This window comes from Bacillus sp. OK048 (assembly GCF_900103525.1).
Lineage (GTDB): Bacteria > Bacillota > Bacilli > Bacillales > Cytobacillaceae > Neobacillus.
Window position 1 is genome coordinate 84,148 of sequence record NZ_FNHN01000014.1, and the last position, 24,483, is coordinate 108,630.

The 24,483-nt window shown below is 37.9% G+C and carries 13 protein-coding genes and 2 pseudogenes; 6 read left to right on the forward strand and 9 right to left on the reverse strand.

Features of this window, described 5'->3' with window-relative positions; translation table 11 throughout:
• Positions 1-521 precede the first annotated feature (521 nt).
• From BLR86_RS26250 to BLR86_RS21300, 3 genes are all read left to right on the forward strand, one after another.
• Complete coding sequence (locus BLR86_RS26250) at positions 522-695, forward strand: hypothetical protein (protein WP_175492998.1); 174 nt, start codon at positions 522-524, stop codon at positions 693-695.
• Positions 696-825: 130 nt separating this feature from the next.
• Entirely contained in the window at positions 826-1,824 is a 999-nt protein-coding gene (locus BLR86_RS21295; RefSeq protein WP_090766403.1) for a hypothetical protein, read from the forward strand.
• A gap of 1,169 nt (positions 1,825-2,993) precedes the next feature.
• The gene (locus tag BLR86_RS21300; RefSeq protein ID WP_090766406.1) at positions 2,994-8,819 is read left to right on the forward strand and encodes a lamin tail domain-containing protein; all 5,826 of its coding nucleotides are present in this window, start codon (positions 2,994-2,996) and stop codon (positions 8,817-8,819) included.
• Positions 8,820-9,122: 303 nt separating this feature from the next.
• On the opposite strand, the pseudogene BLR86_RS21305 reads toward BLR86_RS21300, so the two are convergent.
• Positions 9,123-9,656, reverse strand: a pseudogene (locus tag BLR86_RS21305) (ROK family protein); the annotation flags it as partial.
• A gap of 1,410 nt (positions 9,657-11,066) precedes the next feature.
• On the opposite strand from BLR86_RS21305, the pseudogene BLR86_RS21310 reads away from it, so the two are divergent.
• Both BLR86_RS21310 and BLR86_RS21315 read left to right on the forward strand, forming a co-directional pair.
• Positions 11,067-11,483: pseudogene (locus BLR86_RS21310) on the forward strand (exosporium protein C); the annotation flags it as partial.
• A 403-nt stretch (positions 11,484-11,886) separates the two neighbouring features.
• A complete protein-coding gene (locus BLR86_RS21315; RefSeq protein WP_175492999.1) occupies positions 11,887-13,131 on the forward strand; it encodes a LysM peptidoglycan-binding domain-containing protein in 1,245 nt (414 codons plus the stop codon).
• Positions 13,132-13,831: 700 nt separating this feature from the next.
• Here BLR86_RS21315 and BLR86_RS21320 read toward each other — a convergent pair.
• The 8 genes from BLR86_RS21320 to BLR86_RS21355 all read right to left on the reverse strand — a co-directional run bounded on the left by BLR86_RS21320 (position 13,832) and on the right by BLR86_RS21355 (position 21,833).
• Positions 13,832-14,845 (reverse strand): NAD-dependent epimerase, encoded by a 1,014-nt coding sequence (locus BLR86_RS21320; protein WP_090766419.1) that lies wholly within the window; start codon positions 14,843-14,845, stop codon positions 13,832-13,834.
• Between the two features lie 255 nt (positions 14,846-15,100).
• Complete coding sequence (locus BLR86_RS21325; protein ID WP_090766422.1) at positions 15,101-16,579, reverse strand: glycosyltransferase family 4 protein; 1,479 nt, start codon at positions 16,577-16,579, stop codon at positions 15,101-15,103.
• Entirely contained in the window at positions 16,576-17,676 is a 1,101-nt protein-coding gene (locus BLR86_RS21330) for a CotS family spore coat protein (RefSeq protein ID WP_090766425.1), read from the reverse strand. The genes BLR86_RS21325 and BLR86_RS21330 overlap by 4 nt, the downstream gene beginning before the upstream one ends.
• 358 nt (positions 17,677-18,034) lie before the next feature.
• Complete coding sequence (locus tag BLR86_RS21335) at positions 18,035-18,259, reverse strand: helix-turn-helix domain-containing protein (protein WP_090766427.1); 225 nt, start codon at positions 18,257-18,259, stop codon at positions 18,035-18,037.
• Entirely contained in the window at positions 18,252-18,443 is a 192-nt protein-coding gene (locus BLR86_RS21340) for a hypothetical protein (protein ID WP_139185684.1), read from the reverse strand. Before BLR86_RS21340 ends, BLR86_RS21335 begins: the two co-directional genes overlap by 8 nt.
• A gap of 359 nt (positions 18,444-18,802) precedes the next feature.
• Positions 18,803-19,330, reverse strand: coding sequence for a competence protein ComK (locus tag BLR86_RS21345; RefSeq protein WP_090766433.1), 528 nt, complete (start codon positions 19,328-19,330; stop codon positions 18,803-18,805).
• Between the two features lie 391 nt (positions 19,331-19,721).
• Positions 19,722-20,210 (reverse strand): sigma-70 family RNA polymerase sigma factor, encoded by a 489-nt coding sequence (locus BLR86_RS21350; protein ID WP_090766436.1) that lies wholly within the window; start codon positions 20,208-20,210, stop codon positions 19,722-19,724.
• 288 nt (positions 20,211-20,498) lie between these two features.
• Positions 20,499-21,833, reverse strand: a complete 1,335-nt coding sequence (locus tag BLR86_RS21355; RefSeq protein WP_090766439.1) for an Nramp family divalent metal transporter — start codon at positions 21,831-21,833, stop codon at positions 20,499-20,501.
• Positions 21,834-22,243: 410 nt separating this feature from the next.
• Between BLR86_RS21355 and BLR86_RS21360 the strand changes: the two genes are divergently transcribed.
• Entirely contained in the window at positions 22,244-24,175 is a 1,932-nt protein-coding gene (locus BLR86_RS21360; RefSeq protein WP_090766525.1) for a heavy metal translocating P-type ATPase, read from the forward strand.
• Positions 24,176-24,483 lie beyond the last annotated feature (308 nt).

Sequence of the window (24,483 nt, forward strand, 5' to 3'; positions counted from 1 at the left end):
AAGCCTTAACGCATGTTTGTTCAAAATGCACACTCCTTCAGTTTTAAAAATATGTAATATTAAGAGAATAATAGCATTGGAGTGTATAATTGGTGTAAAATCTTGGTAAATATTTCATTAAGCTTTTTGAATTAGGTGCCTGTCACAACTCGAGTTTTGGCGAAATAACTTGATGCTTAGACACTTTTCGGAGAGTGACAGTGAATTGCGCCCATGATAGTTGACACGAATAATTCGGGAAATCTATGACCAAATCGTCATATAGGGAGTGATTTATTTGCCAACTAAAAAAATAAATATCAAGAGCATTCGAAATGAAATTCGTTTTTAATATTATGAAAGGGAGAAACAGGGGGATGGTATTCTATATTCAATCAACAGAAGGAACATTTCCCGTTTTAACCCAATTCACTTTTTATGGCTAAGGAAACTGCCACTTAAACAGGTGCGGTTCTGGACTCAAATCACTCATTAAGCATAAGTTTAGATCTATATGTTAAGATAAAAATCGACAATCACGTATGAAACAAATTGAAAGAATGGCACTTGAAAAAGAAGCAGAAGCTTTGAGATATTCAGGTACGGATCAAACACATGTGGGTAGTATTGATGATCATCCTTGTCGCAGTTGGGGGAAAGGTGGGATGAGGAGTCAAAAACAAGTTACAAATGACTTGATACATAATAAATCCTAACGGATATGTGACATAAAGATGATTAAAGACATTCAGCAAGGTGATTGATTTAATAGTAAGTTAGTTTCAGATTGTTTTCTTATTTTTACATGCTATCTTAGATATACTTTATTAATTGGAGTGGTAATTGTTGAAATTTACTAAATTATTGGTTATTTGCGTTGCAATATTCCTTATTACTGGCTGTTCAAGTAAAACAAATGAGGAAACCAAAGAACCTGAACAAGCAGATGTTGAAGACGTAGAACTAGAAATAATGGATGATGATGGAGAGGTGGAAGAAGAGGTACCAGAACCGCTGCAAATGGCATCAAACCTTGTGCTTCAATATGGCGGGGAAGGTTATGCTGTTGAAGCATACAGCATGGCTTCTGATAAGGTTTTTAAAGTAGGTGACTTTATTTATGTTTACCAAAATTTAAAAGATAAGATTTTGGTGTCAATTGCTAAAGGTGGCCAATGGCTTATAAAAGATAAGGAACTGAATATTGTCATCGATAATCCCTATGAAACTCAAACAATAAATGGAAATTTAATTAAGCAAAAGGGAATCATTTATGTCATCGATACTAATGGTGAAATAGTAAAGGAAGTCGCTATCACGAAACCTGGTTCTTATTTTGAACTAAATTCGAGTAAAGGATATGGATTCTTAGTTAGCGCGAAAGATGAAAAGTTCATCTTTTTACCGGAATCAGATGAAAAGATAAACTTAACGGGAGAAATTAATTATGATAACGGTTATTATGACGCTGACCGTAACAAATATTTCTCCACTGCAGGAACAAGTAGAGAGTTTGGTGGAATTGACACCATAACAGGTGATCCAATCTTTGATGTAAATGGACAAGTAATCAATTTTGATGATAATTATATTTACAACTTTACAGTAGACTCTGATGGAAATGTTTATTATATTGAAGAATCAGGGAACCGTGATAATGTAACGTTGGTAAAAACAGATAACAATTTAAATGAGCTGGCTAGAGTAAGAATAGAAACCTATGGAATTAGTGGATTTAGCGCAAGTAACCTTGTGCCTTTTGCAACGGATGATCATATTGAAATCTATTTCATTAATAAATATAAAAATCAACCATCTATTCAAATGGCAACTATTAACAAGTAAACTACATATTTAAATGAAAAAAGAGACTGGCTCCTATTGAGACCAGTCTCTTCCTCTTATCAGTGCCTACCACTCCCCAAAGCTACATGAGAAACCTCTATTGAAACCGTCTCAATTGGTTCTCTGTGAATATGGAAGTGAGACCATATTAAACTAATTTTTACTTTTTTTTACATAAACGGACAATAAATCTAATTACCTATCAATCTTGTAGTAGGAAATATTGCTATTGGTGACCATAATCTTGCTGGAATAGAAAAAGTGGTCACCAAGGAGGGCGATTGGTGACCATAATCTTGTTGGAATGGAAAAAGTGGTAACCAACGAGGGCAATCGGTGACCATAATCTTGCTGGAATTAAAAAAGTGGTAACCAACGAGAGCTATTGGTGACCATAATCTTGTTGAAATTGAAAAAGTGGTAACCAAGGAGGGCTATTAGTGACCATAATCTTGTTGGAAATGAAAAAGTGGTAACCAAGGAGGGCGATTGGTGACCATAATCTTGCTGGAATAGAAAAAGTGGTAACCAAGGAGGGCGATTGGTGACCATAATCTTGCTGGATTTAAAAAAGTGGTAACCAACGAGAGCTATTGGTGACCATAATCTTGTTGGAAATGAAAAAGTGGTAACCAACGAGGGCTATTGGTGACCATAATCTTGTTGGAAATGAAAAAGTGGTCACCAACGAGGGCTATTGATGACCATAATCTTGTTGGAAATGAAAAAGTGGTCACTAGGAGGAGACGTTCATTCCCTTCAAATTTACCTAATCGTTTGATTAACCTGCTTTTTTGTCATAGATTGTCTTTCATGTATAGTTTTGCAAATTTATAGAGAAACCTGGAATCTATCTAACGACAATAAATTTTCTTAAAAACCATCCAAGGTTCGTTTTTCAAAAGGGTTTATTCTAGTTCTAATCAATCGTTTGATTGATATCAATAATGGCTGAAAACTGGCATTCTGCTAATTTTTGTGATAGATTTCGCTGAATTTTACGAATGTTTTACACAATCTCAATGAATACTTACCATTCTGTTAATATAGGAAATTTATAATTTTTAAAGGAAAGGAAAAATTTGAAAAAAATCAAGGACAAGGTGATGCGAAGAAAGTAGGAGTTAGCAAATGTTTTCTAGGATGGAAGAATTTCAAGGAGGAATAAAATGAAACGAGGACTTTCTATTATTTTGAGTTTATTAATCTTTGTAAACCCACTGGTTCCTGTGACTAGTGTGCTAGGTGCAGAGATTCAATCAAACAGCACAAGTAATCAACAGCCCGTTGTCATCACGGAGGTTTATCCTGATGACAAATCGAATAGTCAGATTGAAGGTGCTGGTACGAATGATCTATTTGAATTTATTGAAATCTATAATCATACCAATAGTGAGTTAGATTTTAATCGTCTTTATAAAGTCAGATATGATTATGTTTCAAGCATTAAGGATTTATCCGTGACCGCTGCAGATGACAAAACGAATGTAAGTGTCATTATTCCGGCAAACAGTCCAGCCGTCTTATGGGTGGAGCGCACGAATTCAAACATTACCGGTGCGGCAGCTGCGTTAACAGAAGCAGATTTCAGAGCCTATCATCAAATTCCAGCTGAAGTCCCTGTCTTTAAACTGCGCGGTCAGGACGGTTTGAATAATATCGACAGAGGATTTTACATTACAAAAAAAGATGATTCGAATGCCATAATTAGTGATGTTCATTATTCTAGTGTGGATGTTGGAGATGGCTTGAGTTATCAAACTAAAGTTCCGCAAAGCGGTACAACGGTGGATAGTTTTATGAAAAAAAGCCATCCAACTGCAGGGGTTGTTCAAGCAGAACAGCTTACACCGGCAAACAGTAATTTGCCAAACATCAGCCATCATTCGGTTGGATCTATTCAAGCGGGAACAGATTTTACGGTAACGGCAACTGTGGAGGATGCAGATGGTGATGAACTTGCTGTTACGTTGTTATATCGTAGCCAGACATCAGAACCGTATAAAGAAGCCGTGATGTCTAAAGCGGATCTTGACTATTCCTACACGATCCCAGCCTCCGAAATGAGCGGATCGTCTATTCACTATTACATAGTTGTTAGTGATGGGAAGGAAACTGCACAAACAGAAGCCTTTTCCGTCGCGATTCTTTCATCTACCCCACCAGATGAAGAGAGTAATCCAAAAGTAAAATATCCTATTCTTTTTACGGAAGTCTATCCGAACGATAAAGACAATAGTCAAATTAAGGGAGCAGGCTCAAATGATTTATTCGAATTTGTCGAAATTTATAATCATACCGATGAAGAATTAGACTTTAATCGTCTATATAAAATCCGCTACGACTGGAGGACGGGTACGAAGGATTTAGCTGTAACCGCTGCGGATGATGCTAGTGATTTGAATGTGAAGATTGCTGCAAACAGTCCAGCCGTTTTATGGGTGGAACGGACTAGTACTGCCATAACGGGGGATGCGGCTAATTTAAAGGAATCAGATTTTAGAGCCTACCATCAGATTCCTGATCATATACCGGTTTATAAAGTACGGAATCAAGATGCACTGCCAAACAGCAGTGACCGGAGCTTCTATATTACAAGTAAAAATGATGATAACAATATTATTAGTGAAGTAAGGTTTACGGGAGACGACACAGCAGATGGAAAAAGCTTTCACACCCGAGTACCTCGAGAAGGAGTAACCGTTGCGGCATACCTTCGCAAGGCTGATCCAACTCCTGGTGTGGTTGCTGCTGAACAGCTTGTTCCATCTTCAAATGCTAAGCCAGTTATTACTCATAATCCTGCAGCTTCGATTCAAATAGGAACAGATTATTCCATAGGAGCAGTTGTGGAAGATGCGGACGGGGAAGCATTACATGTAAAAGTATTTTATCGCTTCAATCCCTATGGTGAATTCACAGAAGCGGCAATGGAAGACAAGTCAAAGGGTAGCTATTCTTATACGATACCCGGTGCATTGGTTTCTGGAGCGGCCATTCACTACTATATTGAAGCAAGTGACAGCGAATCAAAGGTTCAATCTGAAAATTATGAAGTGGTTGTAAATAATCCTGAAAATTCCAAACCACCGAAACTATTAATTACCGAAATGACCCCGAATCCGGCAGGGGATTATCGTAAGGGCAGCGGGAATCAATATGAGTTTATGGAAATATATAATAACTCTAACGAGGTATTGAATTTAAAAGGATATACACTCTTCTACTTATATCCTAATAATTCGCCTGCACCTAAAAAATGGACCATTCCTCAGGATACGGCAATCGAGCCATATAGTACTGCGATTATTTGGTTTGCAAAAGAAGCCGTAGCTGCAGGGTATACAAAAGCAAAAGATTTCAATACTCATTTCAATTCAGCACTGAATGAGAATGATATTATTTTTTATGATAATAAAAATGCTTCAGATTTTAACCTACCTAACTCGTTGAATCGTGGTTTTGCTATTTCAAGTTCTGAATCAATCGACGATCTAATTGTCGAGGCATGGTATGATGCATCAAGTGTTGGCAGCCCAGACCGGATGGTCAACGATATCCGAAATAGTGCTGTCCTTTATAAGTATCCTGAATCAGGTAAAGTAATGGAGCGTACAGGTGCAAGAGCCTATTCCAATCCAGGCAGCATTGACGAAGGACAAGTTCCTGCAGTAGCTGGCCGGGATGTTGTCTCTCCAATGATTGAACATGATCAGCCCTATTACCAAATTCAGGCTGGAAGGGATTATAAGATCACGATTACCAGCCAAGAACAATTGGCAAAAGCAGAATTAGTCTACGGGACGGCTGGAAATGCTTTAACGGATTTCACGCATCATGCTGCCATGAGCTTAAAAGGGCAAGCGGATGGAAAATACATGTACGAAGCGAATTTGAATATCGCTGAATTGGGTGCCTACCGTTATATGGTGAATACGGAAGATGCCAGCGGTAATGGTACAAAGGTTCCTTATAATTCTCGCGGAAATCAAATCACGGTTATTGAAGACGAACTGGGAATGGAGTTTCCTGAATCAGGCTTATCCCTGACTGATGGGGATATGGTTAGCGGCAAGGTTGGTTTATACGCTTATGGAAAAACAGCCCATGATCAGCTGGGCATTTCATTAGCCGGGCAAAGACTTGAAACCATCCCAGCGTTACCGGGAAAGGCGAAGTTTGGATTCCAGGCATCAGGGATTGACTATATTTACCAAGCATCTGCTAGCGCAAAAAATCCCGCAGGTGAGAGAGAATACTTTACTAGAATTCTACCAAGCTATGTGGATGGAGCCTGGTATACCTATGATGTTTCTCCAAGATATTTGATTTCTGATCGGATCGTATCGATCCATTCAGGCGGGGAAAATGTCCCTTATGATTTGGATGTTCATGAAGAACATTTTAATAAAACCAATTTTGATGATTTTGAAGTCATTAACGTTCATCTTGTTTTACCAGATGGAACGATGATCAAGCCTGAAAGTGTTCGTAACTATTTAGGTAATTTACAGCAAACGCTCTTACCTTATCGGGAAAATGTGTTTTACCCATTAGGTGATGGCAGTGCTCCAACGAATACAAACCTAACAAAGCCGATGAAGAGTGACTTTATTTTTAACATACCAAAGGAAAAGTTAACGGCAGAATATGCGGAAGTGGATACGACTGCTTTTGTAGATGGAATGTATCAGCTCGTGCTAGACAAAAATGGAGCTCAAGCTGATGCTACTGCGATTACGATTGATAATACAGATCCAGTGATTGAGGGCATTTCCTACTCAGCCGGGAAGTTGATTACGGAGGGAGCCCGCCTCAAGGGTAAGATGACATTTGCTGCTGTTGCAGAGGATCAATTGACTGGTATCTCTAAAGCAGAAGCGACGCTCGATGGAAAAAAGGTTACTTTTCCATATGAAACATCATCAGCCAAACTGGATGCAGGAAATCATGAATTGCATGTGAATGTTTATGATGGTGCCGGGAATATGTCTTCGTACTCGGTAGCGTTTATGATTGATGCAGAAACACCTGATCTGCCGTCTGAAGTAACGCCTGCTGCTGATGGTGAAAAGGCTGGTAATGATGTTACGTTGAAAGCGAAGGTAACCGATCCAAGCGGCGATAAAATGGATGTAACCTTCTACCAAGGAAGCAAGTATGATTTTGCTAGAGGAGATGACATCCAAGGGTTTGGAAATGTGGCGGATCGAGAACCGCCGTTAACGGTTGCCGCTGCTGGCGAAAATAAATTGAGTGAGGCAGATCAAGCCAAGCTAGCTTTTGAAGATGGCGAATACCTTGTCAATGATTCAACCAGTGGATTCCCTTATCACCGGTTTGAAGTAACGGTTGAAGATGAATTGACACCAGGGGATAAAGTAGAACTTTATTGGAAAGGGAAGACACTTCCAAATCGTAAGGTCACGCTTTATGCATGGGATCATCATGCTGGAAAATGGACAGCACTCAAGACAGCCATTGGTGGTGCTGATGAATCTGATATTGTTCTGACTGCCGAAGTGGATAAGCAAGTGTTCATTAAAGATGGAAAAATTCAAGCCATGGTACAGGACGAAGTGAAAAATGCCAATGCTCCCTTTAGCATGCTATGGTTTACGGATACACAATACTATGCCGAGACTTACCATTCTATTTTTGATGGGTTAGGGGATTGGATTGTGGACGAATATAGCAAGGGAACCTTTGAGTATGTGATTCATTCCGGGGATATTGTGAATGTTGCGAACGATGAGGTTCAATGGGCTGTAGCGGACCGCAACTTGAAAAAATTGGATGATGCCGGTGTCCCATATGGTGTGCTTGCAGGAAATCATGACAGCATCATCGATGGAATTGACTATACGTATTACCACAAATGGGTGGGTGAACAAAGATATAGTAATAATCCATGGTACGGAGGGTCAATGGATAATAACCGCAATCACTATGACCTCATGTCATTTGGCGGTCATGATTTCGTTGTTGTTTATCTTGGTTTTGGGTTAGAAGATACACCTGAAACGATTGCTTGGGCAAATGAAGTATTACAAAAGCATTCGGATCGAAATGCGATTTTAGTCATGCATGCTTATTTAGAATACAGCGCCACCTTGTCTAAAATGTCGCAAAATGTGTTCGATCAAATTATTACGCCAAACGAGAATGTGAAAATGGTAATGGGCGGTCATTATCACGGAGTAGCAACACGTGTTTCCGAGATTCCAAATCAAGATGGTTCAACGAGAAAAGTATTGGAAATGCTTTCGGATTATCAAGGAGGTCCTAACGGCGGTGATGGATATGTTCGTTTGTTGACATTTAATCCAGTTGATGAAACAGTTAGCATCCAAACGTATTCGCCTATTTTGGATGATATGAACTTCTTTGATGAACCAGGTGTGGACAGCTTTACGGCGGATTACCAATTAACTGATATTAATAAACGTGTGGCCACAGATTATTTCAGTGTTAATGTCTATTCAGATAATGTAATCGGTACAGATAAAAACGTAGCGTCTGGTGATACGGCGGCAGCGGAGTGGAAGGGGCTGCAGCCAAACCAAACCTATTACTGGTACATGAACATTACGGATGAAAATGAGGCGGTTAGACGTTCTGAAATTTACCGTTTTGCAACGGCGGATTTTGCACCGTCACCAGGAAGCGAACCTGATGATACAGGGGAAAAACCTGGTGATACCGGGAATAAGCCTGATGATACGGGGGAAAAACCTGGTGATACCGGGACTATGCCAGATCATACAAATAATAAGCCTGGCAGTACCGATCAACCGATAAAAGATACCAATAATGGAACGGCTGACAGCGTAAGTGTAAAGGAGAAGGGATCTTCTCAAGTCCATGTTTCAAAAAACGGTGATTTGCCAAATACTGCTACAAACCAATATAACTGGCTTGCTGCTGGGCTGATTCTGATACTAGCAGGTATGGGGATTGGTTTAGTAAGATATGTAAAGAGAAGAAATTCTTAGGATCATGAATAAAAAAATTGCTCAGGGTATTTTGAACTCTGAGCAATTTTGCATCTATAGGTACCATATTATAGTTCCCTTTTTGATCTCTCTCTTTTTTTTCATTTGATTAAATTGTTTTATAATATTATCTTAATTTCCGTTTACTTTTCACCAAATTATCGTAAGAACCATTTTAATAATGCCATAAACAGATAAGAATCCATTTTGTCAATTTCCTTTTCAAAATGGATTCTTTTTACTTATTGTAAAATACCGGTTTGCGAGGTAATTTTGATTTTGGCACCATGAAACTTTCCGAAATCACTGTACAGCATTTTTTAAAAATCCCTCAATCGATATAGCGGAAACGCCGATGGCTGCTGCATGGGTGTTTAGCTCTGAAAAGCTTATTGTTAACCCTTTTTGATGGTATTCCATCGTGTGACGCTTCACAAACCTTTTAATTGGATTTTCAATCCAATCCTTTGCCATAATAAGGCGGCTTCCTATTATTATTTGCTCAGGGTTAAAGGAGTGAATGATATTGTTAATACCCACACCGAGGTATTCTCCAATATTGTTAAATAAACGTATCACATCATCGTTTCCATTCTTTGCAAGTTCGATTAACATCTCGATGGTTAGATCCTGTTCAGCAACATCAGAAGGGATGATTTTTGCGGCTTCTTCCAACAATGCCTGCTCAGATGCATAAAGCTCCCAGCATCCGTTGCTACCGCAGTGGCAAGTTTTGCCGTCGATATGAACAATCATATGTCCATATTCGCCGGAAAATCCATTTATGCCGGTATATAATTCTCCATTTAAAATGATACCGACACCTATACCAATGCCGGCGCTGACATATTAGCTATGGTGCCAGGCACCATCCAGAGAATTTCCATATTAATAATGGCGCTGAACTTTATTTTAGGTTTTGTCTTCCAACTAGGGAAAGTGAGCATAAAACAAGCGCAGATTTATTAACGGGTTCGGTTGATGGGGAGAAAAGTGCTAAAAACAATGCAAATAACAAACTAATTAACATATGTTTTAATAGTAAATTAGCAATATGAATGACAAATTAAAACGCTCAGATTTTGAACTGCAGCGTTTTTTGCCGTAATAGTTACCAACCTGATTAAACTAAAGCTACCCGTTGCTTTAAGTGCATTCCTTCACAAATTGTACGTGGAGTAAACATTTTAGAGATTGTGTTTACCAATAAAAAAGATTGTCATTATGACTAACTGGCTCTATTTTCGAGTAAAACATTAAAATAACAACACAAAAAGAGTATCAGATCACAAAAATTTCGTTGCCCTTCTTTAATGGGTATTGAAGTGTTTATAACCATTTATCCTGTTTTTTTGCATATGAAATTGCTAATTAAAAAGATCAGCAGTCAATTGTCTAATCATGGTCGAACATCAGAATTATTATTGTTGCTGCCTGTTCATTAGTGAATTGCAAGTTTTTTACCAGTTGTACTCGATAAATCCATCGACACTATTCTACCTAATTTCTACTAGAATCTCTTGATTTATCTACGTTTATGCCTGTTTTACACAAACGTTTAATTGGCATTGAAACGTGTCGCTCATTATTGATTGCTAGTTTTTATTGATTTTTATTGTAGATGATTATCAAAGACTGCGACGTTTCATCGACAATAAATTTTCTGCAAAACTGACATGCGTTCGTTTAACAAAAGGGATTTCCCACATCTAATCAAACGTTTGTGTAGTTATTTTTGTGTTAACCAAACGTTTGATTAGATCCGCCCTATCCGTTGTTAACTAGGGGTTTGTGTTAATTAGGTGAAGGGAAGTTTGTCGAGAGAGGGATAGGTAGTAAAGAGTGTAAAGTCCCGTCTGTTTCTAGATCATGGTGCGGTTTTTTAAGTGGTAGTATTAGAAAATAAAGATCGATCCCTGCTTAGCCATAGAAGCCGCCATCACAACGTACCATTAGAACCATCCTGGTAAGAATTCCTTTTTTACATATACACCTTGGTTGTAATTAAACTCCCTTGGCACCCCTCCTTGCACAAGTTAGTGCAAAATCAAATATCTTGATATGTTCCCCACGAATTTGAAATGTAAGGTTTAGTGGAAATTGTTAAATCTCTAACCGAGTCAGGACCATGGGGACATTGACATTTATTTGTTTTTTAGCATTTTAACTATTACTTTATTAAAAATAGTCCAAACCTCTCCATATAAATTTCATACGATAAAGTAATAAATTAAGGTGGTGACATTAATGGATCGAATTATTGACTATCAAGCAACACAGCCAGTTAGTAAGGTTGGTCAAATTAGACCCATTCCTATTCCTCATTCTCCACGGAGAGCCGTATTAGCTAAAATTCGTATTACGATTCCTCAAAGGGATGCTAACCATAATCATGTAGAATTAATTGGGACAGTTGGAGTCCGTGGAGTTACGGGCACATCTCAACTATTGTTTAAGATCTTCCGTGATGGAAAAGAAATCTTCCGGTCTCAAGAAGGGGTAGAATCAGATCCTACATCAGAAGTAAACTATATTGTAACAATACAAGCTATTGATACGAATGTGAGAGGGGGTTCCCACAGCTATCAATTTACAGTCGAAAATAGTACCAAGGGTACTGAAGCAGCTGTGGTAGGACCTATTTCCTTTAGTGGTTTAGCAATAGCTTCTGGTAAAGATGATGATAACAAACATGATCATGAAAAGGATCATGAAAAGGATCATGAAAAGGATCATGATAGAGATCATGAAAAGGATCATGATAGAGATCAAGATAGAAACCGCAGAAGTTGGTTTGAATAGTCGAAATCTAAGTTTAAATAGTTAGGATAATGAAATTAAGGCCCCTTCAGTGTAGTTTGGCACTGAAGGGGCTTTTTCCCATGTGGTGGAGAGCAAAAAGATGTTAAGCCAGGATATTCGCCATGATTATGGAAGTGGGACCATATTAAACTAATTTCTACTTTTTTTGACAAAAAGGGACAAAAAACATTATAAACCATCGTATTGTTTATAGGAAATAGTATGGATGACTTTCAGCTTAGAGAGAATAGGAGAATCGGTAATTTTGACTACAGAGTTATTTTTAAATGGAGAATTAAAGGTAAGCAGGAAAGAAGCGCATGGAAAAAGCAAGCAACGCAAAAATTCACCAGTTTTCACGTCAAGGATGGAAAAACGGGAATATAACAAGGGCGTAAATCATTTTGATATCCGGAATGTCTTAGATGTTAAAGGATTCTTAAATGATATTCGTGCCAATTGGAATACATATGTAGCACAGGTGAGCCAATGGATTCAAAAAAATCCAGTAAAAAGATTGGTTGTGACGGGGATTTTTACCGTAGTTCTTGGTATTTCTTCGATAACTTCGAGCGCCGCAACTGTGATAGAAGAATATACCTATCAGGTAAGAAGTGGTGAAAAAATTGAAGCAATCGCTGCGAAACATGGGGTAACAGCAGAAGGAATCTTAAATGCCAATGGGCTAACTTCCATTAATGGAAAGAAAATTCTCTTACCAAAAGTAGAAGATCGAATGGTTACCGCCACTGTACTCAATGTTCGAACCCTACCGACCACTGAAAGTAGTATTATCGGAAAATATAAAATAGGTGATGTGGTTAAGGTTGTATTCGAAGAAGACGGATGGGCGGGCATTTTAATTAAAGGAAGAGTTTGTTTTGTGAGTGCGAATTATCTTACATCCAAACAAGCGGTTGAATCAAGTCCAGCTACCAAAACCATGTATGTAACGGCAACATCGTTGAGAGTAAGAGAAGCAGCTTCGACGAAGAGTGCAATTATTGACTCTTTAAAATTAAACGATCATGTGTCCGTGATATCCGCTTCTAATGGTTGGGCTAAGATTCAATTTAAGGGCAAACTAGCGTTTGTGAGTGAAACCTATTTAACGAAAAATGAACCAAACAATACAAGCAATCCTACAGTGAATAAAACAAACACTTATGTAATTAAAAGCGGTGATACTTTTACCCAAATCGCTAAAAGATTAGGGGTTTCTGTTTCACAGATTCAAGAACTAAATCAAGGAGTTGAACCAACAAAGTTGAAAATTGGACAAAACATCAAGATTCCTTCGACTACTGTCAATCAAATGATCATTGAAGCTCAAATAGGTGGGGTAGATGATAACGGAACGTTTCGGTTTATCACAGAAGAAGGTACAACCTATACTGCAAAAGCATCAGGCAACATGATCAATGAATTATTTAACCATCAAGGAAAGAAAGCGATACTGACATTGGAAGGGAAGAGAGGTCAACTATTGAACTTAGTATCCCTTCAATAAAATAGATATTGGAATTAAGAGGCCAGTTTCGATAAGAAACCGACCTCTTTTTCTATGGCCTTTGTAAATTGCTATTTTGATATCTTGCTAATAAGAACCGTTCACTAAAGAGAGCGATTGGTGACCATAATCTTGCGGGAATGGAAAAAGTTGTCACCAACGAGAGCGATTGGTGACCATAATCTTGCAGGAATGGAAAAAGTGGTAACCAAAGAGGGCTGTTGGTGACCATAATCTTGCTGGAATTAAAAAAGTGGTAACCAAAGAGGGCGATTGGTGACCATAATCTTGCAGGAATTAAAAAAGTGGTAACCAACGAGAGCTATTGGTACCCATGATCTTGCTGGAATTGAAAAAGTGGTCACCAACGAGGGCTATTGGTGACCATAATCTTGCTGGATTTAAAAAAGTGGTCACCACCCGCTTTTTGTCGAACTCATCGACATTATCCGGGGAGTTGGAGGCACTGTTTTTTTTTATTCGTTTCCAGATTGTATATTTTTGTAAATAAAATGCTGGTTGAATAGGTGCGGGGAACTGTATCATAAGTAAATGAGGTTTTTGCTTTATAAAAATATAGAATGCTTGGTCATAAAGGGCTGTCCAAAAGGTTATTCTATTGACTAGTATACAGCCCTTTTTGTCTCTGCATATATTAATTAAAGTTTTGGAAAATAGTCCCTTTGAAAAATTGAGGAGATTATTTTTCCTTTAGATGATATTTTTTATACCAATCTACAAATTTACCTAATCCTATTTCTAATGGTATAGCAGGGGAGAAGCCTACATCCTTCTGCAAACTTGTAATATCTGCATAGGTTTCTTTAACATCTCCTGGCTGCATAGGTAATAATTCTACTTTTGCCTTTTTGCCAATTAGCTTCTCTAATATCTGAATAAATTCCATTAACTTGACGGGATTATTGTTGCCGATATTATAAATCTTGTAGGGAGCATAACTTGAACTCGGGTCAGGTTTTTTTCTATCCCAATTGTTATTGTTTTTGGGTGGATGATCTAGTAATTTAATGATCCCCTCCACAATATCATCAATAAAAGTGAAGTCTCTGCTCATATCGCCATTATTAAATACTTTTAAAGTATTTCCTTCTACAATAGCTTTAGTAAAAGAATAATAAGCCATATCGGGTCTTCCCCAAGGGCCATACACTGTAAAGAAACGAAGGCCTGTGGTTGGAATATTAAATAAATGGCTATACGAGTGAGCCATTAATTCATTTGCTTTTTTTGTAGCAGCATAGATACTTATTGGATGATCAACAGAGTCTTTTGTAGAGAATGGAATGTTTGAATTTGCTCCATAAACGGAACTTGAAGATGCATAAATTAAGTGCTCAACTTGATAGTGCCTGCAAGCCTCTAAAATATTTATAAACCCAAATAAGTTTGAATGAACATAAGAATGAGGATTGTCAAGACTATAACGGACTCCAGCCTGAGCTGCCAAGTTGATTACAATATTGATTGATCTATTTTCAAATATTGGTATTAGTGATTCTTGATCTGCCAAATCTATTTTATAGAATTCGAAATTAACGTTTTTTTCCAGTATATTTAACCGATCTTTCTTTAAATGAGCATCGTAATATTCATTAAGATTATCTACACCGATAACATGATAGTTTTCATCTAACAATCGTTTAGAAAGATGAAACCCAATAAAACCAGCCGCTCCTGTCACTAAAATGTTCATTTGGAAATAAGTCGTCTCCTTTCGACAAAGTGTCCGGGTTTTCTTCCATTTTAATATAAATTACTACGGTTAATTAAAATGGCTTGGACAAATTTACTTGAAATAATGAGGATACTTCTAAAAAATCAAGGTGCCATTTGAATTGCACCTTGATTTTTTGAACGCGTACCTACATCGATTAAATTATTATTATGATCAGTCGTTTTTTTATTTCTTCTTATCTTTGTTACCGTTTGCTTCACTCCACTTAGATTTTTAATCCTTATCCTTCTTATTGCGTTTATCTTTTTTGTCTTTATCTTTGTACTTCTCCGTATCCTTCTTATTGCGTTTATCTTTTTTGTCTTTATCTTTGTACTTCTCCGTATCCTTCTTATTGCGTTTATCTTTTTTGTCTTTATCTTTGTACTTCTCTTTATCCTTCTTTTTCTCTTTTTCAGGAACCTTTGATTCATCTGTAAATTGAGTGATTGTTTGCCCGACGTTACTAACGTGTATCTCACTAGATCCGCCCTGTACAGGAATAATATTTTGGAAACTTTCAACCTCTGGAGCTACATATCCATCAGGCAGAGCTGTAGGAAGAGGTATTTGCATCGTACGCCACCAAACTTCCATAATTTCTTGTGCTACTCGAGGCCAGTTATAATTGCTTAAAGCGAGTTCTCTTCCTCTTTTCCCCATACTTTGCATTAATGATTTATTTGATAATACTTCTGAAATCTTCTCTGCAAAATTTGCTGGGTCTTCTGGATTTTCGACTACAAAGCCATTTTCCCCTAATTTAATAACCTCTGCATTTCCTCCTCTTGCCGTTGTCACAATAGGAAGGCCGGCAGCCATTGCTTCGTAATGAACGCGTGCTAGTGGTTCTTGCCAAAGGGAAGTACAAACAAATAAATCGGCGGCCGCAAACCAATTTTGAATTTCAGCTTGTGATACAAATCCTGTGGTCACAACAGGAACGGATTGTTGCTTCGTTAAAGAACGAATATAGGCTACATAATCGGTTACTTTGTTCTGACTAAACCAGTTACCTCCTACTACTACTAAGGCTAAGTCTTTAAATCTTTTTGAAAGCAGTGGTAATGCACGAATTAAACGATCTACTCCTTTGTTTTCGGAAAGTCTACCTGCAAATAAGATTACAGTCTTATTTTCTAAGCCATGTTCTTTGCGAAGGCGATTTCGAATCGATTGCATTTTGGAATGATTACCAGGTAAAAATCTCTCAGAATCAACACCTGAATAAATAGTTTGGAGCTTTGTTGATGCCTGGGGATAGAGGTTTCGGATGACATTCCCTACATAGTTACTGATTGTAATGATCATAGAGACTTCATTTATTGCTGCATGTGCTTCATTTGGTTCGATTTTTTCCAGATTGAACATATCATTGTGCATGCTAAGGATAATTTTTGATTGAGGTGCAACACTTCGAATTGGCATAACAAGACGAGGACGATTAAAAATATGAATAATGTCAAAAGAAGTGGTAGCTAAAAACCGAACGATTCCTTGTTGATAGAGTTCTAATAATTTTCCTGGCACCCGGACATATTTAATTCCGTCTTTGATTTCTTCATTAGGAAGCGATGGGTCCGTTATTCCTAAAACAGTAATATTATTCGACTTTGCTAGGTATGGCAGGGTTCCAGAAATATACGTTTGAATGGCCCCTCCTAGGACAGGAGGTACAGGGAGTTTTTCAGTAGCAATCATTAAAATATTCATGCTTTCTTATTCCTCCAATCGTTTTGAACTTCTTGCAATGCCGGCCATTTGGATTGGTCAGTATCGACAATTGTTCGAATTAATTGAGAAGTTGTTTCATTTAAAAATAGTTCAGGTTCATATAGTACTTCTTTAACATTTTTATAAAATTCATTAGGAAGTGACATGTCAATCATTAAGATGTCATATAGTTCTGGACTAATTGGATTTGCCTCGTGATAAGCTTGAATCATTTCACGTATCCACGTTACATCCCACGTAAATAAATCGGACATGGTACCGGTAATTAGTTTCCTTAAATCACGAATTGGAAGATCATAAGCTACTCCATCTAGGTCAATAATCCACATCCCATTTGGTCCCATTTGACCATTAGACCAACCATAATCCTGGTGCACTAGTCCCCAATTTGTATTTCCTAGCTTTACAAGTTCCGAGTATTTTGACTGATTAAGTGCTTCGACACTTCTTTTTGCTTGATCTTCAAATAGACCGACAACATTTAATAGATCTTGACTTGCAGGCATTGAACTATATGCATTGGCGGTAGTTCGGAACCAATCCATTTTCGTTACGGTTTTTTGATAGCTTTTTGGCCATTTATGCAATCTCGATGCCATTTCAGATCCTGCTGGAGGTACATATCCCTGACTTAGGCGGTGAAATTCACCAAGTGCATAGCAAAGTTGTTTTGCACCTACTAAATCCTTTGTTACAGGAGTTAGCGGCTCAATCCATTCCGCAGCAAACCACAGCTTTCCTCCGGCCTCGACATAATCCTCTCCTGATTTGGTTGTGATAATCCCTGGTACCCTTGCTTTTTTTACATCCACCAAATATCTTTGGGCGCCAAGACTAAACATACTTCTTGTGGGTCTTCGATGGAGAAGCTTAAAACTTACTGGTCCTGAATTCGTCTCCAGCTTCCAAATAGCCCCACCCTTGTCAGGCTTTGTTGTGATCACTTGCATGCTATTAACTTTTAAATTGTATTGTTTAAGAACTTCTAATCCTATATCATTGATATAATCTGGAACATAAAATTCACCATGAGTTAGTTCATCCACTTCCCAAGGTACAATCACTTGATTCTCCAATGTATCACATCTCCTTTTCCGAGCAGCTTATCCCATTACAGATTATTAATGAAAGGTTATTAAAAAAATAACAAACTTTATTTAAGCAAACCCTATTTACATTATTAATATGCTTATTGTGCAAGAAGGTACAGGCTGTAAGCGGATTTGAGTTAAAAAACATTCATAGATATCCGTACCTGTCACTTCCCGAGAAGGTATGTATACCATCAAAGAATGTTCCAAGTAACGAAAAATAGAAGCAGCTTGATTCATTCATCAGGCTGCTAGGTTTCGTTCGATTCTTTTTTGTCATTCCCTCATATGTTCCTACCAACACAGGCTCGGGCGAATGAATGAAGCTCCATCTTATAGATTCTCATTTCGTCTTCACTTTTTCGAAAGTTATAATTTGATTCATATCATCAATATCTAGTGCATCCGCAATTCGGGCTAGATGATGAAGATGGACATTAATCCTCTTTTGGTTAGCTAATTCACATAAAGCCGCATGACGGACATCACTTAGTCGGGATAATTTTCTTATAGTCATCCCCTTTTCCATAAGTAGTTCCTTTAATTTTATTTCGACGATTCTATTCATCGTTTTCCAAACACCCATTCCGTTTTTTATAGAAAAAATTAAAATAATCATTTTTATACATGGTACGTTGAACTGTACCAGTAAAGGCATTTGTTTTTACAAAGGATTGGCGCTTACATTCCATTTTGGTAAATGGTGAATTATTCATTATTATGGGGTTTTTCTCTTCTTTGGACTCGTTCATAACAATTCTCCCTTTTAGATCATTACATAATGACATTAAGATTTACTCCACGTACTGTGGTACGGAAAACGGCTCTATCTTAGATTTTGTCTCATATCTTCCTAAAAAGGACACAAAGTGAATATCCTTGCCAGATGCTACCCGAGTGTTATCCATAATTAATCGTTCCCATCTCTTTAGTAGAAAATAATAGAATGTGTGAGTTGAAGAAACAGCCTGATGAATCATTCATCAGGCTGCTTTAAAAGACGCTATTAGATGGACTATCACCATCAAGCAAATTCATGTCGGATCTGGATTTTTGTTTTTTGTCAGATTTCAAGAAAATATTATATATATATTGGTCATCCAGTGAGACTCTATTTAATTTTGCTTTTCCTTTTCCTGATTTTCTTCGGTGGTTCAATGATATAGGATACTGGGTTGGTGGCGTTTTCGATGGTGATTTGGCTAAACTGCTCCGCTGATTTCAATTTGTTATTAAATGAATAAAGTTTGGAATCAATCATGAGGATCAGCTTATTTCGAAACTCTATGTTTGTTTTTCGTTTAAAACTATCCGTTCTTAAGATATGTAAGGGATTAAACCAAATGGTATCTTCGTGCTTATGCGATTTATCGGGAAAGACACAAATCTTATGGATGTGGTTGATCATGACAGGGCACATCATGCTCTTCCCAATGATGAGTTTGGCAGTGTCCATGGCTCCTTTTAAATCGAATCCAATCGATCGGAGGCTATCGTCTAGTATTTCCAAAGGTGATCGATCTACGATGAAAACACGGTGGAACTCTGTGACTAGGGTACATTCTTTTGCATTTCGATCACGCAGCCCAAACATGTACATCATATGCTGATTAATTACATAATGCTTTTCAATAACCAAATCCTTCACTCCTAAATAGTTATCATTTTGATTTTTTGATGCGAAAAACAGTTAGTTTGAAAAGAATGTTTACACAAGATGAGTGAGCAATCATTTATAAGTGGGGTAGCTCAAGATATAATGAAAGTAAAGAGGATCGCATGGTCATATCATTTAATGAGGAAATCAGAATAATATTGTGATAACGACTTCTAGGTGTGTTTTTCCTGCAATTAAAGATAAATTAAACCATTAATGAAAAAATAACATATATTACTATAGTATAGTATCACTAACACGTACCATTCATGAATGTTTTGTGAAAATAGTCCACTTTTGTCAAATAATGCCGATGATACATTGTGATCCCGGGCAGCATATGTAGCCAACTGCCCGGGGTGAAATAAAAAGGTTAGCTATCCATTGCAATCTTTTCTTTCAATTTTCTTTTAGCTCCTGACCGCCATTGCTTAACGGCAGAGGGTGACACCTTCTCCTTTTCGGCAATCTCCTTAATAGAAAGTTGTTCGATCGATGCTGCGATTACCCATTTTGCTTCTTTTTCCGTTAGCCCGTCGCAATAGGTTTGAATCGTTTCCTTCTCAAGCAATAGAGGGGCTTCCTGGTTTTCAATCGTTTCCCAGAATTCCTCCACCGGATAGATAAGTTTTTCTTTATGTTGGTTGTTTTGAGTCATTTGCGATAACATTTTCCCTTTCATATAGATGTACGCATAGTTTGTAAAACTGCCTTTTCCTTCATCAAAGGACAGTGAAGCCTCCCAAAGGCCGATTAACCCCGTCTGATAGAATTCATTTTGATTTTTATAAATGTTTAAGGTTTGGATAATCTTATGAATCATTGGTTGATATTGAACAACTAATTCGTCAAAGCTCTCCACTGGTAAAACCCTTCAGGGCAGCGCGCTTCCGATTTATTCCTAGGTAGCTTTACCATAACTCTATTAAATAAATGAATCGAACCAGGGGAAATTGAATTTAACGTAAAAAAGCAGGTCAAAAGTGGAAAATTGTATTCAAATTGGAACAAGCATGTTTGAATGGGATTTGTTTTTGAGAAAGTAGTAAAGATAAAAAAATGTGTGAATGCATTCAGGGGGACGGTTCGAAGTCACTGAAATAGGCCTAATTTCTCTATTTTTAATACGGAGAAATTAGGCTTTTCCCTTTTATCCTAAATTTTGACCTGTGATAACGGTATATACAATGAGGAAAATATTCAATACAACGATTACACCGGTACATCCCCATGCTAAAATTTTCACAGGTAATTTGTTGGCGAATTCACCCATTTTCTTTTTATCGCTTGTAAAGAGTACTAAAGGGATGACAGCAAATGGAAGTGCCAAGCTTAGAATGACTTGACTCCATAACAGCAATTCACCCGTTCCTTTGGCGCCGGCCACCCAGGTCACGATAAACGCAGGAACGACGGCTAATAAACGTGTGATCAAGCGGCGAAGCCATGGTGTAATTCTTAAGTTAATAAATCCTTCCATCACAATTTGCCCGCTAATCGTTCCGGTAATGGTTGAGTTTTGACCGGATGCAAGTAAGGCAACTGCAAATAACGTACTTGCTATCCCTACTCCGAGCGTAGGACTAAGTAATTCATAGGCTGCTTCGATTTCGGATACATCTAAATTGGTACCATAAAAAGCGGCCGCTCCCAAAATCAAAATGGCGGAGTTAATCAAAAATGCAACGGTTAACGAAAAGGTGGAATCAATAAGAGAAAATTTTAATGCTTCTCTTTTTCCTTCTGTTGTCCTTTTATATTGTCTGGTTTGCACGATGGAAGAATGCAAATATAAATTATGCGGCATCACCGTTGCACCTAAAATCCCTAATGAAATAAAGAGCATTTGTGGATTTGTGACAATTTCAGCTTTGGGAACAAACCCGCCGAATAAAGCGGCCATTTCCGGTTTTGAGAAAATGACCTCAAATGCAAAGACAACAAAGATGGTAACCATTAAAACGATGACAATGGATTCAATAATACGAAAGCTTTTCTTCTGCAAATAGAGTAGAAGCAGCACATCGAATGTGGTGATGGCAATACCCAGTAATAATGGAATGCCAAATAATAAATTTAGGGCAATGGCTGAACCAATGACCTCTGCTAAATCGGTTGCAATAATGGCTAATTCGGTTAATATCCAAAGGACAAAGGCTGTTTTCTTTCCTGTTGCATCCCTCGTTGCCTGGGCGAGATCTCTTCCTGTAACAATCCCAAGCTTTGAAGATAATGCTTGCAAGAGCATGGCGATTAAATTTGAAAGTAAAATGACAATTAACAGCGTGTAACCAAAACGTGACCCGCCGGCGATGGAGGTTGCCCAGTTTCCGGGGTCTACATACCCTACGGCAACCAATGATCCCGGCCCAATAAATGCAAGAAGTTTCCGCCAAAATCCTCCTTTACTTGGAATACTCACGGTATTATTAACCTCTTCTAAACTCACATTTGCGCTTTGCTTTAACCAGCCCTTAGAATCCATGTAATCACCCCTCCAAAAGGTGTAGTAAGTAAAAAAAATTTCATTAGACCAACTTTTTCTTTATAAATAGCTACGAATTATTTTATGAACTGATTTTAACTCTGTTTCTTGTATTTGTAAATAATTTTTGCCTGTGGTCAACTCTTTAGAGTAAGGTTAATATATATTGCTATTTGCTGCGATAAATGGCGTAGAGTAAATAATAATAATTATCATTATTAATATAAGAGAATAATGATAGTTACTATAAAAATTAAATTGGTGTTGAGTATTATTCTCAATTGGAAATTTATTTTCTCATTTATGATTGACAACTTTATAAAATTTGAATATAATCCGTATTATAATAATTATTAAAAGGAAAATATTATAAATAAATAGTTGAGGGGAAATGGAGGTTGACACAAAATATGAGGACAGAAGCACAAGTACAAACACAAGTACTGAACAGTAAAAAGCCACAGCCACAAGGAAAGCTCTGGGAAAGAATAAAAGCGAATGGTGAACTAATTGCAGCCATTGTATGCGGAGTATTCATTTTTCTTGGATGGTTACTTCAGCGGGAAGGGTTTGAAGTGCCGTCTGTTCTATTGTTTCTCCTTGCTTTTGTCATTGGGGGCTATGCGAAAGCAAAAGAAGGCATCGAAGAAACGATTGCGAATAAAGAGCTTAATGTTGAGATGCTAATGGTTTTAGCAGCGATTGGATCGGCTATTATCGGTTATTGGATTGAAGGGGCCATTCTCATTTTTATTTTTTCTTTAAGCGGGGCGCTTGAAACCTATACCATGAATAAAAGTCATAAAGAAATTTCTTCATTAATGGAACTTCAGCCTGAAGAGGCGTTATGCGTCACGAATGGAATGGAGGAACGCGTTCATGTATCAGAACTAAAGATTGGTGATTTCATTCTGATTAAACCGGGGGAACGAGTGCCTTCCGATGGAAAAATTGTCAAAGGAATGACCACCGTTGATGAGGCGGCGATTACGGGGGAATCCATCCCTGTTTCGAAAGGAAATCAAGATGAGGTGTTTGCTGGAACCGTGAATTTAAACGGTTCGATTACCGTTGAAATCATCAGACCTGCAAACGAAACCTTATTCCAAAAGATTATTGAGTTAGTTCAGTCTGCACAGAGTGAAAAAGCGCCATCCCAGCTATTTATCGAAAAGTTTGAAGGGACTTACGTAAAAGTAGTGCTTGCTGTAGTAGCGGTGATGATGTTTCTTCCACATTATCTACTTGGTTGGAGCTGGGTAGAAACCTTGTACCGGGCGATGGTTTTACTGGTTGTGGCTTCGCCATGTGCCCTTGTCGCTTCCATCATGCCGGCCACCTTATCGGCGATTTCCAATGGTGCCAGGCACGGGATTCTTTTTAAAGGTGGAGTTCACTTAGAGAATTTAAGCCATTTGAAAGCTATTGCTTTTGACAAAACGGGTACGTTGACAAAGGGAAAGCCGGAGGTTACAGATTTTATCGTTCAAAATGGGCTTAATGATGAAGATATTTTACGGATTACGGCTTCGATTGAAAGCCACTCCACTCATCCACTTGCCAATGCGATTGTGAAGTATGCAAAGGGAAAATTAGCGGATGACCTTCTTTACCCAGAAAGTATTGAGGATGCTGCTGGCTGGGGAGTGAAAGCGACCATTGATCAAGATGAGTGGAAAATCGGCAAAGCTGGATTTGTTGGGGAAGAAGAGGCTGAACGATTTGCTGAACAAGCTGCTAGCAGGCTGGCTGATGAGGGGAAAACGGTTGTCTTTGTACAAAAGGCTGGAAAAGTAGTGGCATGTATCGGCCTGATGGACCGGGTTCGAAAAGAAACGATACTTGCCATTGATCAGTTAAAAGCCCAAGGCATTTATACGATCATGTTGACGGGGGATAACGCCAAAACAGCGAAAGTGATTTCCGATGAAAGTCATGTGAATGAATACATTGCTGAATGCTTGCCGGAAAACAAGGTAGAACATTTGAAACAGCTTAAAGGGAGACTTGGGAATGTTGCGATGGTTGGCGACGGGATCAATGATGCTCCTGCACTTGCAACCGCTAATGTGGGAATTGCGATGGGGGGCGGAACGGACGTGGCCCTTGAGACAGCAGATATCATCCTGATGAAAAACGATTTACCGAAGATTTCCGAAGCGATTCACTTGTCTAAAAGGATGAATCGAATTGTCAAACAGAATGTCGCTTTCTCCATCAGTGTCATCGTCCTTCTGATCGCTTCAAACTTTTTACAAGCAGTGGATTTACCATTAGGTGTCATTGGGCATGAAGGAAGTACCATATTAGTTATTTTGAATAGTTTGAGGCTATTAAAATAAGAAAAAACTGATGGAGGGGTTTATTCCTTCATCAGTTTTTTTGTATATTTTTCAACCTCACACTATTTATAACACCTTAACGATGATAAGTAAAACAAGATACCCTATTAGTTCGGAGTCACTGAAAAAGTCCGTCTAAAGAGAAAAAGAAGCTAACAATCTACAATATGTAGGTAGTTAGCTTCTTTATATTGTCTGCATCTGCATATCGATAAAGAACCTACGAGACTTTAAATAATGACACTTTTGGCTTCGGTAACCACGATGTTTCCACGTGTGATAAAAATAAATAGAAAGTTTACAAATAA